This window comes from Alkalibaculum bacchi, from assembly GCF_003317055.1.
Lineage (GTDB): Bacteria > Bacillota > Clostridia > Eubacteriales > Alkalibacteraceae > Alkalibaculum > Alkalibaculum bacchi.
In genome coordinates, this window is sequence record NZ_QNRX01000004.1 from 160,532 (window position 1) to 182,549 (window position 22,018).

The 22,018-nt window shown below is 35.7% G+C and carries 21 protein-coding genes; 19 read left to right on the forward strand and 2 right to left on the reverse strand.

Features of this window, described 5'->3' with window-relative positions:
* The first annotated feature begins 114 nt into the window (after positions 1-114).
* From DES36_RS04425 to DES36_RS04445, 4 genes are all read left to right on the forward strand, one after another.
* Positions 115-1,701 carry a putative polysaccharide biosynthesis protein gene (locus DES36_RS04425; protein ID WP_170128169.1) on the forward strand — a complete coding sequence of 529 codons (1,587 nt, stop codon included), beginning with the start codon at positions 115-117 and terminating at the stop codon, positions 1,699-1,701.
* A 335-nt stretch (positions 1,702-2,036) separates the two neighbouring features.
* A complete protein-coding gene (gene yabN, locus DES36_RS04430; protein ID WP_113920021.1) occupies positions 2,037-3,488 on the forward strand; it encodes a bifunctional methyltransferase/pyrophosphohydrolase YabN in 1,452 nt (483 codons plus the stop codon).
* Positions 3,489-3,548: 60 nt separating this feature from the next.
* The gene (locus DES36_RS04435) at positions 3,549-3,827 is read left to right on the forward strand and encodes an HU family DNA-binding protein (RefSeq protein WP_113920022.1); all 279 of its coding nucleotides are present in this window, start codon (positions 3,549-3,551) and stop codon (positions 3,825-3,827) included.
* Between the two features lie 280 nt (positions 3,828-4,107).
* Complete coding sequence (locus DES36_RS04445) at positions 4,108-4,341, forward strand: RNA-binding S4 domain-containing protein (RefSeq protein WP_113920024.1); 234 nt, start codon at positions 4,108-4,110, stop codon at positions 4,339-4,341.
* A gap of 95 nt (positions 4,342-4,436) precedes the next feature.
* On the opposite strand, the gene DES36_RS04450 is transcribed toward DES36_RS04445, so the two are convergent.
* Positions 4,437-5,117, reverse strand: coding sequence for an MBL fold metallo-hydrolase (locus tag DES36_RS04450; RefSeq protein ID WP_170128170.1), 681 nt, complete (start codon positions 5,115-5,117; stop codon positions 4,437-4,439).
* Between the two features lie 137 nt (positions 5,118-5,254).
* On the opposite strand from DES36_RS04450, the gene DES36_RS04455 reads away from it, so the two are divergent.
* The 8 genes from DES36_RS04455 (at position 5,255) to DES36_RS15425 (ending at position 16,796) form a co-directional block, all read left to right on the forward strand.
* On the forward strand, positions 5,255-8,998 hold the full coding sequence (locus DES36_RS04455; RefSeq protein ID WP_113920026.1) for a phosphoribosylformylglycinamidine synthase: 3,744 nt from the start codon (positions 5,255-5,257) through the stop codon (positions 8,996-8,998).
* 215 nt (positions 8,999-9,213) lie between these two features.
* Positions 9,214-9,702 (forward strand): 5-(carboxyamino)imidazole ribonucleotide mutase, encoded by a 489-nt coding sequence (gene purE / locus DES36_RS04465; RefSeq protein ID WP_113920027.1) that lies wholly within the window; start codon positions 9,214-9,216, stop codon positions 9,700-9,702.
* A gap of 145 nt (positions 9,703-9,847) precedes the next feature.
* Positions 9,848-11,275: an amidophosphoribosyltransferase gene (gene purF / locus DES36_RS04470; protein WP_113920056.1), complete on the forward strand. Its 1,428-nt coding sequence runs from the start codon at positions 9,848-9,850 to the stop codon at positions 11,273-11,275.
* 149 nt (positions 11,276-11,424) lie between these two features.
* The gene (purM, locus tag DES36_RS04475; protein WP_113920028.1) at positions 11,425-12,456 is read left to right on the forward strand and encodes a phosphoribosylformylglycinamidine cyclo-ligase; all 1,032 of its coding nucleotides are present in this window, start codon (positions 11,425-11,427) and stop codon (positions 12,454-12,456) included.
* The gene (purN, locus tag DES36_RS04480) at positions 12,447-13,046 is read left to right on the forward strand and encodes a phosphoribosylglycinamide formyltransferase (RefSeq protein ID WP_113920029.1); all 600 of its coding nucleotides are present in this window, start codon (positions 12,447-12,449) and stop codon (positions 13,044-13,046) included. The genes purM and purN overlap by 10 nt, the downstream gene beginning before the upstream one ends.
* 17 nt (positions 13,047-13,063) lie before the next feature.
* Positions 13,064-14,596, forward strand: coding sequence for a bifunctional phosphoribosylaminoimidazolecarboxamide formyltransferase/IMP cyclohydrolase (gene purH, locus DES36_RS04485; protein WP_113920030.1), 1,533 nt, complete (start codon positions 13,064-13,066; stop codon positions 14,594-14,596).
* Positions 14,597-15,027: 431 nt separating this feature from the next.
* Entirely contained in the window at positions 15,028-16,275 is a 1,248-nt protein-coding gene (gene purD, locus DES36_RS04490; RefSeq protein WP_113920031.1) for a phosphoribosylamine--glycine ligase, read from the forward strand.
* A gap of 164 nt (positions 16,276-16,439) precedes the next feature.
* Positions 16,440-16,796, forward strand: coding sequence for a BCCT family transporter (locus DES36_RS15425; RefSeq protein WP_479722698.1), 357 nt, complete (start codon positions 16,440-16,442; stop codon positions 16,794-16,796).
* Here DES36_RS15425 and DES36_RS14740 read toward each other — a convergent pair.
* Positions 16,724-16,885, reverse strand: a complete 162-nt coding sequence (locus DES36_RS14740; protein WP_170128171.1) for a hypothetical protein — start codon at positions 16,883-16,885, stop codon at positions 16,724-16,726. The two genes, DES36_RS15425 and DES36_RS14740, sit on opposite strands and share 73 nt — an antisense overlap.
* Positions 16,886-17,152: 267 nt before the next feature.
* Between DES36_RS14740 and DES36_RS04500 the strand changes: the two genes are divergently transcribed.
* The 7 genes from DES36_RS04500 (at position 17,153) to DES36_RS04530 (ending at position 21,978) form a co-directional block, all read left to right on the forward strand.
* Positions 17,153-17,575 carry a GNAT family N-acetyltransferase gene (locus tag DES36_RS04500; RefSeq protein ID WP_113920033.1) on the forward strand — a complete coding sequence of 141 codons (423 nt, stop codon included), beginning with the start codon at positions 17,153-17,155 and terminating at the stop codon, positions 17,573-17,575.
* 511 nt (positions 17,576-18,086) lie between these two features.
* On the forward strand, positions 18,087-18,905 hold the full coding sequence (locus DES36_RS04505; protein WP_113920034.1) for a polysaccharide deacetylase family protein: 819 nt from the start codon (positions 18,087-18,089) through the stop codon (positions 18,903-18,905).
* 251 nt (positions 18,906-19,156) lie between these two features.
* Positions 19,157-19,441 (forward strand): sporulation protein YabP, encoded by a 285-nt coding sequence (gene yabP, locus DES36_RS04510; RefSeq protein ID WP_113920035.1) that lies wholly within the window; start codon positions 19,157-19,159, stop codon positions 19,439-19,441.
* Between the two features lie 16 nt (positions 19,442-19,457).
* Complete coding sequence (gene yabQ, locus DES36_RS04515) at positions 19,458-19,925, forward strand: spore cortex biosynthesis protein YabQ (protein WP_113920036.1); 468 nt, start codon at positions 19,458-19,460, stop codon at positions 19,923-19,925.
* Between the two features lie 68 nt (positions 19,926-19,993).
* Positions 19,994-20,284, forward strand: a complete 291-nt coding sequence (locus tag DES36_RS04520) for an FtsB family cell division protein (RefSeq protein WP_170128172.1) — start codon at positions 19,994-19,996, stop codon at positions 20,282-20,284.
* A gap of 51 nt (positions 20,285-20,335) precedes the next feature.
* On the forward strand, positions 20,336-20,764 hold the full coding sequence (locus tag DES36_RS04525) for a S1 RNA-binding domain-containing protein (protein WP_113920038.1): 429 nt from the start codon (positions 20,336-20,338) through the stop codon (positions 20,762-20,764).
* A gap of 308 nt (positions 20,765-21,072) precedes the next feature.
* Complete coding sequence (locus DES36_RS04530; RefSeq protein ID WP_113920039.1) at positions 21,073-21,978, forward strand: Ppx/GppA phosphatase family protein; 906 nt, start codon at positions 21,073-21,075, stop codon at positions 21,976-21,978.
* Positions 21,979-22,018 lie beyond the last annotated feature (40 nt).

Genomic DNA, 22,018 nt, shown 5'->3' on the forward strand with positions numbered 1-22,018 from the left:
AAGTTCTACGTTGTAAGTAAAACTTAAAGTCACCAAAGGTGATTTTAAGGCATTTACATAGAACATAGAACAATAGAACTTAGAACTTAGAACTTATAAAAGAGGGGGATTGCCTTGAGTTCATATATAAAAAGTGCAGGAATATTAGCAATTGGAGGCATCATTTCTAAGCTATTAGGATTGTTTTTCAAAATACCTATAGGCCGTATCTTAGATAGCTTTGGTTATGGTTTGTATTACAATTCATACAATATTTATAATCTGTTATTAACTGTATCCATTGTAGGAATTCCCGTTGCGATATCGAAGATGATCGCAGAGAGAGCATCTGTTAAGAATTACTATGGAGTATATAATGTATTTAAGCTATCTATGATCCTTTTAATCGTCATAGGCAGTATATCTAGTGCGTTTTTGTATTTTGGTGCAAATTGGATTATTCAGATAGCCGATTGGGACGAAGGTACTTATTACGCCATTATTGGACTTGCAGCTGCCCCGTTCTTTGTTTCGATTATGTGTGCCATTAGAGGTTTTTTTCAAGGCATGCAGATGATGACTCCTAGTGCCATCTCTCAGATTATCGAATCCTTTGTAAGAGTAATCTTTGGAATTGGTTTGTGTATCTATTTGACGAATCAATATGGACAAGCGCAAGGAGCAGGTGGTGCCTCTGCAGGAGCCTCTATTGCAGCTGTTGCAACTACAATTTTCTTGTTATTTGCTATGAATGTATTTCTAAAAGATTTTAAACGACCTATTGAGAAGTCTAAGAAAAAGTTTAAAAGAGAATCCTATAGAGCTTTGCTAAAAAGATTAGTAAATATCGCAGTGCCAGTAACTTTAGCTTCTGCTTTTGTGTCCTTATTTGGCTTAGTAAACTCTTTTACTTATGTGTCAAGACTGGGAGTAGCAGGAATAGATCAAAAAATGGCTACTATTTTGTTTGGCGACTTTGGCTTAGGACAAACTATGATCAATGTGCCCTTGACTTTTAGCTCGGCGATGTCTTTAACTTTAGTGCCGGCAATTAGTGCGTCTTTTGCCATAAAAAATATGGAATCTATTCGATACAAAACAGAACTAGGTATTCGCACCATGCTGCTGATCTCCTTACCATGCGCAGTTGGATTATCCATCTATTCACAGCCTATTTTTGACCTATTGTTTCCTTCAGCTCATAGCGGAGGAGCCATCTTGAGATATTTGGCTTATAGTGTAGTATTTATTATGGTGGGTAATATTTTGCAAAGTGTGCTGCAGTCCTTAGACAAATTCAGAATTCCCGTATTTAATTTGTTTATTGCTCTTATCGTCAAATTTGTACTTAATTACATTTTAATGGCAATACCAAGTATTAATATTTACGGTATGGTTATATCTAATATAGGAGCTTTTGCTGTTACAAGCATTTTAAACTATATTGCCATTAAACGTACTGTCAACATACAGATTGATGTAGGTCAGACCATTATTAAACCTTTAATCGCATCTGGTATTATGGGGGCATTTGGGGTATACATCTACAATTTGTTCAGCAATTTCTTACCAAACAGCATCAATGTATTGATAGCCATATTACTATGTGCTATCGTGTACTTTGCAGTACTCATTCTTATAAAAGGAATTACAAAAGGAGAACTAGCCCTTATGCCAGGGGGTAGGAAGATTGTCGCGAAGTTTGGTAAAATAATTAAATAAGGTGGTCAGGTGGTCAGCAAAGGCAATACTCGCCAGAGGCGAGTTAATAAAAGATTTGTTGATCCTACTTCCTGCCCAATATCATCCTAGCGCAGCGAAGGAGCTTGGGCTCGAAAGCCCTACCCAAAAACAATCTCGCCTATAGGCGAGATACGCTTTTGCTGACCACCTTAAAGCTGACCACCTGGGAGTAATACCCGATTTGTCTAGGCTGAAGGGCGAGAGAAATCGAGTGGTATTACCCCTGTCAAGGTTGGCGAGGTTTGTAGCGACTATAAGGAGCTACAAGCCCGCAACCTACGACAGACCACCTTGAAAAGAAAGGAAGTGATCTATTGGGGACGATTCATGTTATTGGATTGGGACCGGGGAATATGGAACATTTGACATTAGAATCTTATAGGCTTATGAAAAATGCGCCTCTTGTCTATGTTCGAACGATAAAGCATCCTCTGATTGAAGATTTGATTCAAGAAGGAATACCCATTGAGGGTTTTGATTATTTATATGAGAATGCCGATACATTTGAAGAAATTTACCATAAAATTGCAGCTATATTAGTAGAAAAAGCTCAATTAGAGCAAAAAATTGTCTTTGCAGTGCCGGGACATCCATTATTTGCTGAGAAAACAGTTGAAATCCTAATAGAAATATTAGATAATAGACAAGACGAAGGGAATATTGAAATTCATTCCAGTATGAGCTTTCTCGATGTAGTAATTACTTCTTTAAGAATAGACCCCATTAATGGACTTAAAATGCTAAATGCTGTTTCCCTAGAAACAAATCCACCAGATCCCAATATTGGAAATATCATCACGCAAGTTTACGATCGTTTTGTAGCATCTGATGTAAAACTAGCATGTTTAGAGATTTATGATGATGAACAAGAAATATATGTATTGAGTGGAAGTGGTATGAAAAACAGAGAAAAAATAGAAAAGATTCCATTATATCAGTTAGACCGAATTGAATGGATTGACTATTTGACTACAGTATATATTCCACCTGTTCAAAAACCTAAATTAGAGCATATAAATACTTTATTATCTGTTATGGAGCAATTAAGGAGTCCAACAGGATGTTCTTGGGACAAAGAACAAACCCACGATTCCCTTAAAAGATATCTTATCGAAGAAGCTTATGAAGTCATAGACGCCATCGAAAAAAATAACCCAGATGATCTTGTTGAAGAGTTAGGGGATTTGTTGTTACAAATCATCTTTCATTGCCAAATTGCAAAAGAAGAAGGTTTGTTTGATTTGAAAGATGTAGTAAAAGGTATCAATCAAAAACTAATCAATAGGCACCCACATATTTTCAATAAAGATAAAAAAATAGACAAAAGCTGGGAAGAATTAAAGAAAACAGAAAAAGGCTTTCAGTATCAATATGAAATCATGGAAGCAGTACCAAAATCTCTGCCTTCTCTTTATTTAGCAGAAAAAATTCAAAAAAAAGCTGCTGATGTTGGCTTTGATTGGAATAATCCATTGCCTGCTTTGGACAAGATAGTAGAAGAGAGCATAGAGTTAAAAGAAGCTATGGAAAAACTCAACGATGATGAGATGACAAAAGAGCTGGGAGATTTGCTTTTCTCTGTTGTCAATGTCAGCAGATTACTCCACATTGATCCAGAAGAAGCTTTACACAAAACTGTGGACAAGTTTATAAGACGATTTAAATTTATTGAAGAATCTTTAGCCGAGAAAGGAATAAGCCCAAAAGAAAGTGATTTAGAAACAATGGATTCTTTGTGGGAACTTTCGAAGGATAAAAAAAGTTAATATTCAATGAAACTCATTGAATGAAATAAAAATATGTAAAATTATCAAGGAGGGTTATCAATGAATAAAGCCGAATTAGTTGCAGCATTAACCGAAAAAACAGGACTAGCAAAGAAAGATAATGAAAAAGTATTAAACTCCCTTATAGAAACAATTATCGAAGAATTACAAAACGGAGAAAAAATCTCTCTAGTAGGTTTTGGTACATTTGAAGTAAGAGATAGAGCAGAAAGAATGGGTAGAAATCCTAAAACAATGGAAGAATTACTCATCCCAGCATCAAAAGCACCTACTTTCAAAGCAGGAAAAGCTCTTAAAGATGCAGTAAACAATAAATAGTTTAAAAAAAGCCGAGATTCCTCGGCTTTTTTTTAAAAGCGGAGTGCGGAAAGCGGAAAGCTGAAAAGAAAAGCATACTCGCCTTTAGGCGAGTACTAAAGGCCCTAGCTCCTGCTTCAGTCATCCTGAGCGTAGTGAAGGATCTTAGACCCCAGAGATCTACTTTAAACATAATCTTGCCCATTGGTGAGTAGGTTTTTTGCTGCTTTCTGCTTTCCACTTTCCGCCAAAAAGAGTATGTTGGCTAGGGTAGATTCACCTAAAACAAGGAAGTGAAAACATGAGATTAGATAAATTTCTAAAAAACTCCAGATTAATCAAGCGAAGAACTGTAGCGAAAGATGCTTGTGATGGGGGAAGAATTCAAGTAAACGGACAAGTAGCCAAAGCAGGCACTCAGTTAAAAGTAGGAGATCAAATCTCTATACAATTAGGAGAAAAAGAAATTAAAGTAAAAGTAACTGCACTACTAGAACACGTGACAAAAGATGACGCCGATAAAATGTACGAATAACTACAGCTACCAGCGGCCAGCAACCAGCAACCAGTGCTAGGGTCGATCCTCAATGGTCTTTATAAGCTACCCGTTGGGTAGCTTTCCGCTTTCCGCTAAAGAATTTTTTGATTTTCTGCAGTAATATTAATCAAAGCACTATCTCCTAATTTCACATGGAGTTCTAAATCTTTATAAAAATCGTATTTTCCAAAGGAATGCATAGGGATTACGACTTTTGGATGGATGGTCTCGATAAAATAGTTAATAGCTAAATATCCGTGTTCTTCCAATCTAGGGTCTACTGGGACGAATGCGTAATTTATGATTTTATCCTTTAGTAAACTTATTTCTCTCTTAAAATCTCTTTCCTCTATTTTTAATTCATCTTCATTCATTCTCTTCCAGTGCCACCAATTTAAATCTCCGCTATGAAAGAGGGTATCTTCAAAGAAATGAATAAAATAGGAATTGCCCATGTCTGTAGAGCCAAAAGACTCAATTTTTATATCTTCAATTTTAAGTTGTTCATAATTGTTCATAATGTGCAAATTCTTTATGGTAGATTTGTCAATATTAGATTCAATATCCTTGCTAAAGACAAAATGAGCCTTTTCATCACGATAGTAGCTTTCGAAATATTTTGGACTAAAATGATCGTGATGAGAGTGACTAGAGAATACAATGATACTCTTATAATCTTTCGGAATACTAAAATCAGAAATAGGATCAAATAGTAAGTAATTTCCTTGGTTTTCAACTAAGAATCCGCTATGGGATAAATGTTCAATATACATAAAATTCACCTCATCAACCATATTAACATAAATAAAAAAAGAAACAAAAGAGAAAAATATACGAATGTTTATAAAAGACTTGAAAAAAATGTTCGTTTATTTTATTATTAGGGTAATAGATAAATGAGGTGAGAAACATGAGTTCTGAAAAGATTAAAAGAGTTTATGTAGAAAAACGCGAAGGATTTAATATTGAATCCAAACATTTAAAAACAGAGTTAAAGGAAACTCTGGGAATAATTGGATTAGAGGGACTTCGTATTCTCAACAGATACGATTTTGTGGCTCAAGAAGACTCTGTTTATGAGCAGATTAAAAAGCTCATATTGTCAGAACCCAATGTAGATAAGGTATATGATGAAGATTTTCCACATGTAGAAGAAGAAAGATTTTTTGCTATGGAATACTTGCCAGGTCAATATGATCAAAGGGCAGATTCTGCAGCACAGTGCATACAGATACTCCTCCCTGAAGCAAGATCTAAAGTAAAAACGGCAAAAGTAATATTGTTAAGAGGAAAAATTTCAGATAAGGAATTTACAAAAATAAAAGACTACTGTATTAATCCAGTAGATTCAAGAGAAGCATCTATGGAAATCCCTCATAAACTGACAGATGATTTAGAGGAACCAAATGATATTGAAATAATAAAAGGCTTTATCTTATTTAATGATGAAGAACTAGAACAGTACCGAAAAGAAAAAGGCTTTGCTATGAGCAAAGAAGATATGTTATTTGTCAAAGAGTACTTTGGAAAAGATGAAAAAAGAAATCCTACAGTGACAGAATTAAAAGTGATTGATACCTATTGGTCTGATCATTGTAGGCATACTACCTTCTTTACAGAAATTCGAGACATTCAAATTGAAGAAGGTCCTTATAAAGAACAGATAGAAAGCACTTTAAAGCAGTATTTAGCTTCAAGAGAATACATTGAGACAAAGAAACCAATTACCCTTATGGACCTAGGGACCATCAATACAAAACAGTGTAAGAAGATGGGTTTGTTAGAGGATTTGGATCAATCAGAAGAAATCAATGCCTGCAGCATAAAGATTGATGTAGATGTAGATGGACAAACTGAGAAATGGCTTTTAATGTTTAAAAATGAAACTCATAATCATCCTACGGAAATCGAACCTTTTGGTGGGGCTGCAACTTGTCTAGGCGGTGCCATTCGGGATCCCCTTTCAGGAAGAAGTTATGTTTATCAAGCTATGAGAGTAACAGGCAGTGGAGATCCAAGAAAATCTATAGATGAGACAATACCAGGTAAATTATCACAAAGAAAGATATCTAAAGAAGCCGCTAAGGGATTTAGTTCCTATGGAAATCAAATTGGGCTTGCAACAGGACAAGTCACCGAAATTTACCATCCAGGATATATAGCAAAGAGAATGGAGGTAGGTGCAGTAATCGGAGCAGCCCCACAGGAAAATGTAGTGAGAGAAGAGCCTTTGCCTGGAGATATTGTGTTAATCATTGGTGGAAGGACAGGAAGAGACGGATGCGGAGGCGCTACTGGTTCTTCTAAGGCACATACAGAAGAATCTTTAACTCAATGTGGAGCTGAAGTTCAAAAAGGAAATCCACCAGAAGAGAGAAAGATTCAAAGATTGTTTCGAAAACCTAAAGTGACGAAACTCATAAAGAGATGTAACGACTTTGGTGCAGGTGGTGTTTCTGTAGCAATAGGAGAGCTTGCAGATAGTTTAGATATTGATCTAGATGCGGTGCCTAAAAAATACGAAGGATTAGATGGTACAGAATTAGCAATTTCAGAATCTCAAGAGAGAATGGCAGTAGTCATAGCTGCAAAAGATTTAGAAGATTTTATTTCCTTTGGACATGAGGAAAACCTTGAGGTAACAAAAGTAGCAGATGTAACAGCAAGTGGCAGACTGATTATGAAATGGAGAAATAAAGTCATACTTGATTTGAGCAGGGCGTTTTTAAATACAAATGGAGCGAAACAATACGCAGATGTAATGATTGCCTCACCAAATCAAAGTGTAGAAAATCATCATCATGAAGATTCGTTAAAAGAAATTTTTATGAGTGAATTACAGGACTTAAATGCTTGCTCTCAGCAAGGGCTTGGGGAGATGTTCGATGGTTCTATTGGGGCTGGATCTGTACTCATGCCTTATGGGGGAAAATACGCTATTACACCTGCTGAAGGTATGGCTGGAAAAATCCCTGTCCTCAAAGGAGAGACCAATACTTGTAGTTTGATGAGCTATGGATACGACCCAGAAGTATGTGAGTGGAGTCCTTATCATGGAGGTATATATTCCGTAGTAGAATCTGTAGCAAAAATCGTAGCCATGGGCGGAGATTACACAAAAATTCGATTGAGCATGCAGGAGTACTTTGAAAGATTGGAAAAAGACCCTGTTAAATGGGGGAAACCTTTTAGTGCTCTATTAGGGGCTTACTTTGCGCAAGATGCTCTAGGGATTGCAGCCATTGGTGGAAAAGACAGCATGTCCGGAACCTTTAATGATTTGACAGTACCACCTACTATTATCTCTTTTGCAGTTACAGTAGATAAGGCGGAGAACGTATTATCTCCAGAATTTAAACAAACGGGTTCAAAAATTTATCTAGTAGAAATCAAAAGAGATGAGAAAGAAATTCCAAACTTTGAGGAATTGAAACAAAAGTACTCAAAAATTAAAAACTTAATAAATCAAAAGGTGATTCTATCAGCTAAGACCATTGGAAAAGGTGGCATTGGAGTGGCTCTAGCTAAGATGAGTTTTGGGAATAAAATTGGTGTAAGTATAAATGAATCCTTTGAGGTAAATAGGCTATTTGATAAAAGCATTGGCAGTATCCTTGTAGAGGTAAAGGCCAACAAAGAAGGTCAACTAGATAATCAATTTACCCTTATAGGAGAGACCGTTGATGAAGAATTAATTAAAATAGGCAAAGAGAATATAGATGTAGACTCTTTAATAAAGGCTTACGAGTTACCTCTTGCTAAGGTTCATCCAATAAAAGAGGATGAAATAGGTGACTTAAAGACTCTTCATTTTGAAACCAGCCCAAGAGTATATAAAGGTCAAAAAATTGGCGCTCCAAGGGTATTTATTCCTGTTTTTCCAGGTACTAATTGTGAATATGATTCTATCAAAGCATTTGAAAAAGCAGGTGCAACTGTGAACTCTATGGTCTTTAAGAATTTAAATTCACAGGATATTGAAGAATCTTTAAAGAACATGGCAAAGAAAATTTCGGAGGCACAAATCCTAATGATGCCAGGAGGCTTTAGTGCAGGGGATGAACCTGATGGATCAGGTAAGTTTATTGCTACAATATTTAGAAATCCATATATTACAGAAGCTGTTATGGAACTGTTAAATAAGAGAGATGGTTTGATTTTAGGCATCTGCAATGGCTTTCAAGCACTGATTAAACTAGGTCTAGTACCATATGGTAAGATTCGGCCTTTAGGCGAATCTGCGCCAACATTAACGTATAATAAAATAGGTAGACATATTTCTCGATTGTCTATGACAAAAGTGGTTTCCAAACGCTCTCCTTGGTTAAATAAGGTAGAACTTGGACAAATGCATAATATCCCTATGTCTCACGGCGAAGGACGATTTGTAGCTGATGAGAGCACTTTACAAGAACTTATTGATAAGGGCCAAATTGCAACTCAGTACGTAGATTTATCAGGAAATGCAAGTTATGATGGACGATATAATCCTAATGGCTCCCTTTACGCAGTAGAAGGAATCACAAGTCCAGATGGAAGAGTATTAGGTAAGATGGGACACTCAGAGAGAATCGGAAATGATATTCATAAAAATCAAAGCGGCGAAAAAAATCAATTCATATTTGAATCAGGAGTTCAATATTTTCAAATATAATTTTGAAATACAATAGACAATATAAAAGATAAGAAAAAGGTTGGACGGTTGGACGGTTGGACGGTTGGACGGTTGGACGGTTGGACGGTTGGACGGTTGGACGGTTGGACGGGAAAAACTCAAACTCGCCGTAGGCGAGAAAAGGTTTTGCTGACCACCTTACCACCTTACCACCTTACCACCTGACCACCTTATTAAAGATGAGGTGAATGTAGATGCCAAAAGTAGGAATTGTAATGGGTAGTGACTCAGACTACCAAGTTGTAAAAGAGACTATAGATATACTAAAGAAATTTAATGTAGAAGTAGACGCTAGAGTAATCTCAGCTCATAGAACTCCTCAAATAGCCTTTGAATTTGCTAAAAATGCAGAATCCAATGGCATAGAGCTTATGATAGGAGCAGCAGGAAAGGCAGCTCACCTGCCAGGAGTACTTGCTGGAATCACACCACTTCCTGTTATAGGACTACCTATAAAATCATCTACTATGGATGGACTAGATTCCCTTTTGTCTATAGTACAGATGCCATCAGGAGTGCCTGTTGCTACAGTAGCTATTAACGGTAGCTTAAACGCAGGGTTACTAGCTATTCAAATTCTATCCGTAAAATACCCAGAGTTAAGAGCATCCTATAAAGAATATAAACAAGAATTAGCAAAACAAGTGGTTGAAAAGAACGACAAGTTGCAGAAGATGCTGTAAAAAATGCTAAACAGTTGGTTAATTTAACAATGGTTAAACAATAGCTGAACGGTAGTTAAACAATTGTTAAACTATTGTTCAACTACTGCTCAACCATTGTTTGACTACTGTTCAAAAGGGAGTTTTGCTTATGAATAAACTAGATATGCTATATGAAGGAAAAGCCAAAAGAGTGCATACAACAGACGATTTGGATGATAAATTAAAAGAAGAATGTGGAGTTGTCGGTGTCTATTGCACTGATGAACAAAAAGATGTGGCTAGATTGCTTTATTATGGTCTTTATGCTCTACAACATAGAGGTCAAGAAAGTGCTGGCATTGCCACAAATCAAGATGGGAAAATCAGCAAATTTAAAGAAAATGGTATCGTATCCGAAATCTTTAAAGGTAATGAGTTTATTGAAAGCTTAAAGGGCAATATTGGAATAGGTCATGTAAGATATGCTACAAGTGGAGATGGTGATATTCGAAATGCACAACCTTTATTTGTAAATTATAAGACAAATCAAATCGCCCTAGCACATAATGGTAATCTGATTAATTTCAAAGCTTTAAGAGAAATGTTAGAAGATAGTGGAGTAGTCTTTCAGACAGATATTGATACAGAGGTTATTGTAAATTTACTTGCAAGAAGCTTAAAGGATGGCATGGTCAATGCCATAAGAAGAGTGGTAGAGATCATTAAAGGAGCCTATGCTTTAGTCATCACCACGGAAGATAAGTTAATCGGCATTCGTGATCCCCATGGCTTAAGACCTTTGTGTCTTGGTAAGACAAACGATACTTATGCAATTGCATCAGAAAGTTGCGCCCTAGATGCAATTGGTGCAGAGTTGGTACGAGATATAGAGCCAGGTGAAATTGTGGTTATAGATAAGGATGGAGTTCAATCTTTTCAACAAAATAACTGGGTTAAGAGAAAGTCTTGTATCTTTGAATTGATTTATTTTGCTCGCCCAGACTCCATCATCGATGGCAGGAGCGTATATTATGCAAGGCATAATGCAGGTATGATTTTGGCAAAAGAACATAGTGTTGAAGCAGATATCGTAATAGGAGTACCGGACTCAGGAATACCAGCGGCTATTGGTTACGCTCAAGAATCTGGAATTCCCTACGGTATGGGACTTATTAAAAACAAATATGTTGGAAGGACCTTTATCCAACCTACTCAAGAACTGAGAGAAGAAGGCGTAAAGATAAAACTTAACACCATTAAGGAAAATATTGACGGTAAGCGAGTTGTCATTATCGATGATTCTATCGTAAGAGGGACTACTTCAAAAAGATTAGTGAAATTACTACGAGCGGCTGGTGCAAAAGAAGTGCATTTTAGGGTTAGCAGTCCTCCTGTTACTCATACCTGTCATTTTGGCATTGATACTCCTTATAGACAAGATTTAATTGGTTCAAAACACGATGTAGAAGAAATCCGAGAAATGATTGGTGCAGATACATTAGGATTTATCTCTGTAGAAGGATTGTTACAATCCGTTGGCGGTGAAAACACCTATTGCAAGGCTTGTTTCGATGCAGATTACCCAATGGAAGTTCCAATACAAAGAGAATAAGGTGGTAAGGTGGTAAGGTGGTAAGGTGGTAAGACTCACCTTGGGTGAGCTAATATCATTTTCGCTAACTTGCTTTTACCTCCTGATATTGAATAATGGAGTGCTAAAGGCTGACAAATATGTTACTTCATTAAGAATAGGAGAAGGATATGAAAAAAATAACGTATAAAGATGCTGGTGTAAATATTGAAGCAGGATATGAATCTGTAGAACGAATAAAAAAACATGTAAAGAAGACCTTTAGTAAAAATGTAATCTCTGATTTAGGCGGTTTTGGAGGTCTTTTTGCTTTGCCTAGTGGATACAATAACCCAGTATTAGTTTCTGGAACAGATGGAGTCGGTACAAAGCTTGTTATATCTCAAAAGATGGATAAACACAATACTATAGGTATTGACTGTGTAGCTATGTGTGTCAATGATATTATATGCCAAGGGGCAAAACCGCTTTTCTTCTTAGATTATATTGCATGTGGAAAAAATAACCCTGAGAGAATTGAACAAATTGTGGCAGGAGTTGCAGAGGGTTGTCTCCAAAGCGAAGCCTCTTTAATTGGTGGTGAAACAGCAGAAATGCCTGATATGTACACAGAAGACGAATACGATATAGCTGGTTTTGCAGTAGGTATTGCTGATAGAGAAAAAATTATTACAGGTAAAAACATTAAAGAAGGAGATGTAGTATTAGGAATTCCTTCTAGTGGTATCCATAGCAATGGTTTTTCATTAGTGCGTAAATTATTTTTTAATCATAGTCAATTTTCATTAGATCAATACATTCAAGAATTCGGAGCCACTTTAGGCGAAACACTACTAACTCCTACTAAAATCTATTATCATTCTGCTTTCAAGGCCATAACAGAGAATAATATTAAAGGGATTTCTCATATTACTGGCGGTGGCTTCTACGAAAATATTCCAAGAATGATTCCCCAAGGTTTAACTGCAAATATTTATAAAAATCGAATCCCCAAATTGCCTGTATTTGAAATGATGCAAAAGCTAGGAAATTTAGAGGATGACGATATGTACAATACTTTTAATATGGGAATTGGTTTTGTCATGGTTGTATCTCCTGAAGACGTAGATACAGTGGTAAGTTCTATTAAGCAAGGGAAAGAAGAGACTATTATTCTAGGGGAAATTGCTAATGGTGACCAGGGTGTTGCTTTATGGCCTTAAAAAATATTGCCGTCTTTGTGTCAGGCGGAGGGACGAATCTCCAAACGTTAATGGATCAGGTTCACGGAAAATATGGCAATATTGAATTGGTTCTCTCAAATAACTCAAAAGCTTACGGGTTAAAAAGAGCTGAGGACCATAATATAGTAGGTTATTATATAGATTCTAATGAAGACGATAAAATAATAAAAATATTAAGAAATAAAAAAATTGACTTTATCGTTTTAGCAGGTTATTTAAAAAAAATATCCTCTAAACTAGTGCATTCTTATAAGGGTAAAATCATCAATATTCATCCCTCTCTTATTCCTAGTTTTTGTGGTACTAGTTATTATGGATTAAAAGTCCATGAGAAGGCTATTGAATACGGTGTAAAAGTTAGCGGAGCAACCGTTCATTTCGTAGATGAAGGAATGGATACAGGACCTATTATTATGCAAGAAACAGTAGCAGTATACCCAGACGATAGCCCTGAAGACTTACAAAAGAGGGTATTAGAAGTAGAACACAGAATACTAAGCGAGAGCGTTAAAAAAATGTGTCAGAATAAATTAATACTAAATGGTAGAATAGTTACAGTATTAGAGTAAAGGAGGAGTCTGTACAAGTGAGAGCATTAATAAGTGTATCAGATAAAGAAGGGATTTTATCTTTTGCAAAAACATTAGATGAGATGAATGTAGAAATCATATCCACAGGTGGAACAGCCAAATTATTACAAGAGGAAGGGATTAAAGTTATCCCAATTAGTGATGTTACAGGATTTCCAGAATGTCTAGACGGTAGAGTGAAAACATTACATCCAAAAATTCACGGCGGAATTCTAGCTATGAGAAATCAGCCTGACCATATAAAGCAATTAGAAGAATTAGAAATCACACCAATAGATGTGGTAGTAGTAAACTTATATCCATTTAAGAAGACCATTGACAAAGAAAATGTGACTTTAGAAGAAGCTATTGAAAACATCGACATTGGTGGTCCTACAATGCTTCGGTCTTCTGCTAAGAATTACAGAGATGTTGTAGTGATTACAGATCCTGAAGATTACAATAAGATAATTCAAGAACTAAAAGAAAATGGGGAAGTATCTCTTGAGACAAGATATAATTTGGCTTTAAAAGTCTTTGAACATACAGCTCAGTATGATTCTATGATTGCAAATTACTTAAGAAAGAGAACAGGTTCTAAAGAATACCCTGCTACTCTTACCCTATCCTTTGAAAAAGTTCAAGTCTTACGATATGGTGAAAATCCTCATCAATCAGCTGCCTTCTACAAAGATGTAGAGAGAAGCGAAGGTACACTGATTAATGCAATTCAACTTCATGGAAAAGAACTTTCTTATAATAATATTAGCGACACAAATGGAGCCTTAGAAATCTTAAAAGAATTTAAAGGCGAGCCTACTGTTGTGGCTGTAAAACACGCAAACCCATGTGGAATAGCCAGTGCAAACAGCATCTTAGAGGCTTATAAGAAGGCTTATGAATGTGATCCTGTTTCCATCTTTGGGGGAATCATTGCAGCCAATAGAGAAATCGACGAAGAAACAGCTTTAATAATCAACGAAACCTTTATTGAAGTCATCGTAGCTCCTTCTTATACAAAAGAAGCATTAGAAGTATTAAAGGAAAAGAAAAATATTCGAATTATGGAATTATCTAATATCGAAAAGCAAGACTATGGCATGGAGTTTAAAAAAGTCCTAGGAGGCATATTAGTACAAGACCGAGATGAAAAGCTCCTAGATGGAGAAGTAAGATGCGTTACAAATAGGCAGCCTACAGATAAGGAAATGGAAGACTTGCTCTTTGCATGGAAAGCTGTTAAAAATACGAAATCAAATGGTATTAGCATTGCAAAAAATAAAATGCTAATAGGAAATGGTCCAGGTCAAGTAAGTCGAATTTGGGCTCTAGAAAACGCCATTCGCCAGTCTGCAGATAAAGTACAAGGAGCTGTTATGGCGTCTGACGCCTTCTTCCCATTTGAAGATTGCGTAGAAGCAGCCGCCAATGCAGGCATCACCGCCATCATCCAACCAGGAGGCTCTGTTCGAGACGAAGACTCTATAAAACTATGCAACGAAAAAAATATTGCTATGGTATTTACGGATTTGAGGCATTTTAAACATTAAAATAGGTGGTCAGGTGGTCAGGTGATAAGGTGGTCAGCAAAACCTTTTCTCGCCTGGGGCGAGTCATGGGGCGAGCTGTGTTCGCGTACATTAAGCCACTGTCGGTGGTTAGGGTCCGACCCTAGCTACTGCAGAAGTCATCCTGAACGCTAGCGAAGGATCTCTGTATGATAAGTACGAAATAAAAAACTATGGTAATAGGCAGTTCGTTGGTTAGGGAGAGCGGAAAGGGTAAGACTAATAAAGCTTTCAATGAACGATGAAAAATGAACAGTGAACATAGAACAATACAAATATGCGACTATTACTTAGCATTTCTTATTGTTAATTATTCATTGTTCTATATTTATTGTTCACTGCGACGCCAGTCGCATATTTGCTGACCACCTGACCACCTTATCACCTGACCACCTCAAAAAGGAGGCATTCACATGAACATTCTAGTTATCGGATCTGGGGGAAGAGAGCATGCTTTGGTTTGGAAAATATCTCAGAGTTCAAGAGTAGAAAAGATTTACTGTGCTCCAGGGAATCCTGGAATTGGGCAGCTTGCACAGTGTGTAAATATTTCTGTAGAAGATTTAGATGGTTTAGTATCCTTTGCCGTAGAAAATGCAGTGGATTTAACGGTTGTTGGACCAGAAGTACCACTAGTTCTTGGCATATGCGATAAATTTGAAGAAAAGGGTTTAAAGGTAATTGGACCTAATAAGATATGCTCTCAGTTTGAAGGGAGTAAAGCCTTTACAAAAAAATTTTTAGAAAAGTATGATATCTCAACAGCAGCCTATAGAGAATATACAGATTTAGACTCTGCATTAAAAGGTTTAGATGAATTTGATTTGCCCGTTGTAGTCAAGGCCGATGGCTTAGCTGCAGGCAAAGGGGTAATCATAGCAGAAACAAAAGATATTGCCAGACAGACACTAAAGGAAATGATGGGTGATTTGTCTTTTGGAGAAGCTGGCACAAAGGTAGTATTAGAAGAATTCTTAAGTGGAACAGAAGCGTCCATTCTTTGCTTTGTAGATGGTAAAAACATCGTCCCAATGGAAAGTGCTCAGGATTATAAGCGGATTGGGGATAATGATCAGGGCAACAACACAGGTGGCATGGGTACATACTCACCCAACAGATTATTTGATTCTCATTTGAATGAAATCGTAAAAAGAGAAGTCTTAGATCCCATAATAAAAGGCTTTAAAGATGAAGGGCTAGATTATAAAGGCATCCTCTTTATTGGTTTGATGATTGAAGAAAACAAGCCAAAGGTCCTTGAATTTAATGTGCGATTTGGAGACCCAGAAACTCAATCTGTACTTGTAAGACTAGAAACAGATATTGTAGACATATTTGAAAGCATGATAAAAGGAACATTATCAACACAAGACATAAGGTGGAGCAATAAAAGCGCAGTAACTATTGTTCTAGCATCAGGAGGATACCCAGATCGTTACGAAAAGGGAAAAGTCATTACAGGACTTGAACAAATAGAAAATAGCATAGTCTTTCATGCTGGAACAAAAGAAAAAGAAGGCAAAATCATAACCGATGGAGGGCGAGTCCTAGGCGTAACATCTATAGGAGATACAACAGAAGAAGCAAGAGATAAGGCATACGAAGATGTAAAGAAGATTTCTTTTGAAGGAATGCAATATAGAAGGGATATTGCATATTAAAGTCTGACTTATGCAGGTGCTCCTGGATCAATGGAAGCAGCGGAATGGTCTATGGCCATCTCTTTTTTACATTGGGGAGTTAGCCCTTAGCACTTCATTTTGAATTAAATGAAATCACTAAGGGAATTATTGAAAAAGCAGTTAATGCAGATATAGCAAGTGGCATATATGTATTATTTAATCAATTTCCCTTAAGAGAAATAACGATACCTATTGTTCTATTTGTTGTATTTACTTTTTTCGTGGTTTCTACGGATTCAGCGACTATTGTACTTGGAATGCTTTCTAGTGGAGGAAACAATTCACCTAAAACAAGTTTAAAACTTTTATGGGGTATAGCACTAGCGTTGTCTGCAGCAATCTTGATTATTATGGGCGGGCTAGAGGCTTTACAGACTGTCGCTATCATTGCTGTTTTTCCATTTATATTCATAATGTTTGCTCTTTGTTATTCTACGTTTAAGATGGTACAAAGTGATTCAATGATGAATATACCATCTGTTGAAAAAGATAAAACGTAATATTGATCAAATGTTACTTCTCTAATAAGATGACCGCCATTGACGGTCATCTTATTATTTGTGCAGATTATCTGCTTTGCACTAATCATTTTTTGGTCGTATATTATAAGAAAAAGCAACATGTGCTTACATAAAAGCAGATGGGATTTGACTAAAAGTAGAAGAGCATACTCACGTATAGGGGGAATATTTTGATAATCGCGTATCAATTGATTTCTAACTGCTTAACAATCGTTCGGCAACTGCTCAACAATTGTTTGACCATTGTTCTACAACTGTTCGACAATTGTTCAATTAGCAATAATATGGTATATTCATATTATTGATTTTTTAAGAAATTAGTAAGGTGTGAGTTTATGGAAATAAAGCGTATAAAAAATAAAGAAGAACGAAAAGATGCATTCTATATTCGATTAAAGGTCTTTGTAGAGGAGCAGGGAGTGCCTAGGGAGAATGAATTAGATGAATACGAAGATGTTTCTGAACATATCGTACTTTATAAGGACAAACTTCCTGTAGCAACAGGAAGAATTAGAATTATCCATGGAGATGCGAAATTACAGAGGATTTGCGTTCTAAAAGAATACCGAAAATTAGGATTAGGAAAAGTAATTATTGAGTCTTTAGAATCCATAGCAAGGGAAAAGGACTGCAAAAAAGCCATACTAGGCGCCCAAGTACAAGCCAAAGAATTCTACGAAAAGCTAGGATATACTCAAAGTTCAGGTCTCTTTGTGGACGAGGGCATTCCGCACGTAGAGATGACAAAACAATTGTAATAGCGGAAAGCTGAAAGCGGAATGCGGAAACACAGCAACCAGCGGCCAGCGTTCAGCGACCAGTACTTAGGTATTCCTTTTGGGTCATAAGATCCTTCGTCGCAAGCTCCTCAAGGATGACAAAAGCAGTAGTTAGGGTCAAGCGTGCCTTAGGCACATAAAAGACCTGCCAAGCCATCCCTAGCGAACTGCCCCGTCATCCTAGAGCGCAGTGAAGGATCTTGCCTTTCTCTACCTTGCCAAAGGCGAGTACATCCTTTCTGCCCAACTAACAAACTATCTGGATTTTTCTAACTTTCAAACATACCAACTTTCCAACTAAAGAGTTCCGCTTGCAGCATTCAGCTTTCAGCCTTTTCTACTTAAAACTTCATTGTATTTTCTTTTTTTCTCAGCGCTTTTTGATAATCCATATTACATCCTATGATTTCATAACATCTTTTAGTAATATATTTATTTTCTTTAAATAAAATGAATTAAGGAGTTGTGAACTTTTTTAAAGGAGATTAATATGAGAAGAAAAGACAATTATCTGCCCTTTATTTTTATTTTTATTATCTGCATTATCGTTATCTCATCAGTAAATCACTTTGGTCAGGAAGAGCAAATGAGTACATCTGCAAATAGCAATCAGGCTGAAACTAGTGGTGTTGACTGGTTTGTTCCAAAAAGTGAGAAGAATCAAAGACCCGTATTTCCAAATTATGTTGATTCTTATATAGAAAAATACAATGCTTATGTAATAGGTAGTGAAGAAAAAGAGATATACTTAAGTTTTAACTGTGGATATGAGCTTAATAATTATACTTTGGATGTATTAGATATCTTAAAAGAGCAAAATGTAAAAGCAACCTTTTTTATCACAGGTGATTATTTGAGAAGCAGCACAGACATTGTAAAGAGAATGAAAGAGGAAGGTCATATTGTTGGCAATCATGGTAATACACATGCAGATTTATCTACTTTATTATCAGGAGAAATCAAAAAGGAACTTGTAGATTTTGAGCTTTGTTACAAGCAAGTAATGGGTGTAGATTATACCGATAAGTTTTTTAGACCTGCTTCTGGTAGATTTACAGAAGAGAGTTTAAAAATTGCTAAGGAGTTAAATTATACTACTGTGTTTTGGTCTTTATCTTACAAAGATTGGGAAACGGATAACCAACCAGGTAAAGATATAGCTTATGAAAAAATTATAAGCTCTGTACATCCAGGTTGTATTCTTATGCTTCATACAGTATCCCAAAGTAATGTGGAAGCACTAGGGGATGTTATTTCAGATTTAAAAGACCAAGGATACACTTTTAAATCTTTAGAAGAGTTTTCGTAAGCTAACGAGCTCTAATCTACCTAGAGCAGTAAAGCATTTAAACAATTGTTTAACCATCCTTCCACAATTGCCTAACAAATGTTCAACTATTGTTAAAAAGTAGAACTTAGAGCTTATAACGAAAAAGTCGTACCAAATTCCAAGGTATGAACAAAAGGAACGGACATAAATCTTCAATTTTCTTATAAAAACTACAGGTATATTTGAAAGATTTGCACATATAAATAGTATATATATAGGAGGTGTATAGCATGGACGATCAAAAAATAATGGGAACGGGTAAAGTAGAGTTAATATCTAGAGAAGAACTAAGATTATCTGGGGTTAAAGATGTACATAGTTTTAATGAAGAGACAGTTATTTTAGAGACGCATTTGGGTTTATTAACTATAGGTGGTCAGGATTTACATATTGTCAAATTAAATTTAGAGGGTGGAGAACTAGAGGTAAAGGGAATCATTGATTCTTTTGTTTATAGCGATGAAAGTAGTCTATTTAAAAAAGGAGAAGGTATTTTTAGCAGATTATTTAAATAGAGTTTAGGGGACAATCATGAATGAAAATATCTATTTGCAAGTCTATGTATTCCTCTATACTTTGTATGGAGGAATAATCATTGGAATTCTTTACGACTTTGTAGATGTCTTAATAAATGACAATCTCATTAAAAGAAGATCTATTTCAGATTTATTGTTTTGGGCTTTTGCTTTTAGCATTATTGTAGGGCTATTGTTTTATGTTAATAATATCAATTTTAGATTTTATAATCTTTTAGGATTTGGTTTAGGATGGTTTATTTACTTCTTTACCTTAAGTAAACTAGTTCGAAGGGTATTTCATTTAATCAAGGAGATTATTAGGCTAATTGGTAGAAAAATAATTTGTTTTTTTAAAATCATTACTTTTCCGATTAGAAAGATTGCACAAAAGAGCAAGGCAGTGAATAATTTATGGAGAAAGATTATCAACAAAGTAGTGAAAGATTTTAAAAAATATAAATCATATTTATTCAAGAGTTGATAAGTCTTGTGTTTTCCCTCATTTTGTGAAATAATATATCTATTAATAACAAAGGGGAAGCGTAGATAGTGAAAAAGAAAAGAAAAATAAATAAAGGTCGACTGCTAATTATCGTAGGAATACTTTGCTTTTTTCTTTATAATATTATCTCCGTAGAAGTGCAGTATTATCAACTCAAGAATCAAAAAAAAGAACTTGAGCTTCAGCTATCCCAAGAAAAGGACAAACTAGAACAATTAGATAATGAGCTTACTCAAATGGAATCTGAAAAATATATTGAGATGTTAGCCAGGAAATATTTTGGACTAGTCTACCCTGAAGAAAAAGTAATAATAGAAGTAGAATCTGAAGAAAAGTAGTTATTATTGGTATCAATTATTATTTATAATATATGAGGAGGATTTTTGTCAATGCCATTTGAGGTAAATCAAATAGTAGAAGGTGTAGTAAAAAGCATTACAAAATTTGGTGCATTTGTTGATATTGGAGGCAAAGTTGGTTTAGTCCATATCTCTGAAGTAGCAGATGGATTTGTAAAGGAAGTTTCAGACTATTTAAAAGAAAATGACACTGTAAAAGTAAAGATTATTTCCATCAATGAAGGGAAAGTAGGATTATCCATACGACAAGCGCAACCTAAAAAGGAACAACCCCCAAAACAGCAACCCCCCAAACAACAATATAAGCCAAGAAATAATCATTATAAGAAGAACGAAAGCAACAATCACGCCCCTACTTTTGATGATCAACTTAGTCAATTCCTAAAGGATAGTGAAGAAAGACAACAAGCTCTTAAGAAAAACGCTAAGAAAGCAAAAAATAGGTGTTTTAATAGATAATATAGAGAACAATAAAAGCATCCTAAGGGATGCTTTTATTGTTCTCTAGGTGGTAAGGTGGTAAGCTTCAAGGTGGTAAGTAAAAACAACTCGCCTTTAGGCGAGATAAAGACCTACGCGGAGGGACCTCAGTCATCCAGAGCGCAGTGAAGGATCTTTGCGAAATTAACTACGTGCAACTAGAATTTAAAATAGAAGAACTGGATGTGCAAATTGAAAGATAAGCTCGCCGAAGGCGGGTAAATGCTTTTGCTTACCACCTTACCACCTCGTACCACCTTACCACCTTAACCGGAAGGAGCTTTCAAATGAAAAAATACGCCGTAATTGATATTGGAACAAATTCTACACGACTTCTTATTGCCTCTGTTGAGGAGGATAGAATTATTCATAGAGAAAAGCATTTAATTACTACTCGCATGGGACAAGGAGTGGATGAGAATAAGATCATTAATCAAGAGACTATTCTCAGAAATGTAGAAGCTCTTAAAGAGTTTAAAGAACTAAGTGAGAGTAAAGGAGTCGATGGGTTTATTGTTTTTGGTACCAGTGCCCTTAGGGATGCGAAAAATGCCAGTGAATTTATAGATTTGGCTAAGAAGGACTTGGGTTTAACAGTAGATATTTTAGATGGTCAGACAGAAGCTAGATATGCTTTTTTAGGTGTAAGTGAACAATATAAGGGAGAGCCTATTATTATTATGGATGTAGGAGGGGGCAGTACAGAGTTAATTTGTGCAGCTAAGGGCAGAATTTTAAATAGTATAAGTTTTGATATGGGCGCAGTGCGGATGACAGAGAGATTTATAAAAAATGATCCACCTATAGACCGAGAGCTAAGAGATATTAGTCATATGGTACAGGAAACCTTAAGAGCAGCAAATAAAATGGAGGAATCTTTTACAATAATTGGTGTAGGGGGAACAGCTACCACATTGTCTCAAATAGTTCAAGAAATGGAAGAGTATACTCCAGAAAAAATACACAATAGTGAAGTTTTTTTAGAAGATATAGATAAAATGATTAAAAAATTTTCTATGCTTAAAGATGAACAGCGAAAAAAAATCTTGGGACTAAATCCTCAAAGATCTGATATCATAACAGCTGGCGCCATCATTGTTTCTGAAGTTTTAAAGCGTTATAAAAAGGAATCTTTTAAGACAAGTGATTACGATAATTTAGAAGGTGCTATTTTTAATTTTTTAAAAAAGTAAAAAAAGTTATTGACGAATAGTTGAAGATGTACTATAATAA

Bases quoted from the DNA above. Each gene is read 5' to 3' on its own strand.
- DES36_RS04505 (WP_113920034.1), top strand. From the start codon at position 18,087: ATGAGAAGAAAAGACAATTATCTGCCCTTTATTTTTATTTTTATTATC.
- yabP (WP_113920035.1), top strand. From the start codon at position 19,157: ATGGACGATCAAAAAATAATGGGAACGGGTAAAGTAGAGTTAATATCT.
- purM (WP_113920028.1), top strand. From the start codon at position 11,425: ATGAAAAAAATAACGTATAAAGATGCTGGTGTAAATATTGAAGCAGGA.
- DES36_RS04435 (WP_113920022.1), top strand. From the start codon at position 3,549: ATGAATAAAGCCGAATTAGTTGCAGCATTAACCGAAAAAACAGGACTA.
- DES36_RS04525 (WP_113920038.1), top strand. From the start codon at position 20,336: ATGCCATTTGAGGTAAATCAAATAGTAGAAGGTGTAGTAAAAAGCATT.
- DES36_RS04445 (WP_113920024.1), top strand. From the start codon at position 4,108: ATGAGATTAGATAAATTTCTAAAAAACTCCAGATTAATCAAGCGAAGA.
- DES36_RS04500 (WP_113920033.1), top strand. From the start codon at position 17,153: ATGGAAATAAAGCGTATAAAAAATAAAGAAGAACGAAAAGATGCATTC.
- DES36_RS04455 (WP_113920026.1), top strand. From the start codon at position 5,255: ATGAGTTCTGAAAAGATTAAAAGAGTTTATGTAGAAAAACGCGAAGGA.
- purE (WP_113920027.1), top strand. From the start codon at position 9,214: ATGCCAAAAGTAGGAATTGTAATGGGTAGTGACTCAGACTACCAAGTT.
- purD (WP_113920031.1), top strand. From the start codon at position 15,028: ATGAACATTCTAGTTATCGGATCTGGGGGAAGAGAGCATGCTTTGGTT.
- DES36_RS04530 (WP_113920039.1), top strand. From the start codon at position 21,073: ATGAAAAAATACGCCGTAATTGATATTGGAACAAATTCTACACGACTT.
- purF (WP_113920056.1), top strand. From the start codon at position 9,848: ATGCTATATGAAGGAAAAGCCAAAAGAGTGCATACAACAGACGATTTG.
- yabQ (WP_113920036.1), top strand. From the start codon at position 19,458: ATGAATGAAAATATCTATTTGCAAGTCTATGTATTCCTCTATACTTTG.
- DES36_RS14740 (WP_170128171.1), bottom strand. From the start codon at position 16,885: ATGATTAGTGCAAAGCAGATAATCTGCACAAATAATAAGATGACCGTC.
- purN (WP_113920029.1), top strand. From the start codon at position 12,447: ATGGCCTTAAAAAATATTGCCGTCTTTGTGTCAGGCGGAGGGACGAAT.
- DES36_RS04450 (WP_170128170.1), bottom strand. From the start codon at position 5,117: ATGTATATTGAACATTTATCCCATAGCGGATTCTTAGTTGAAAACCAA.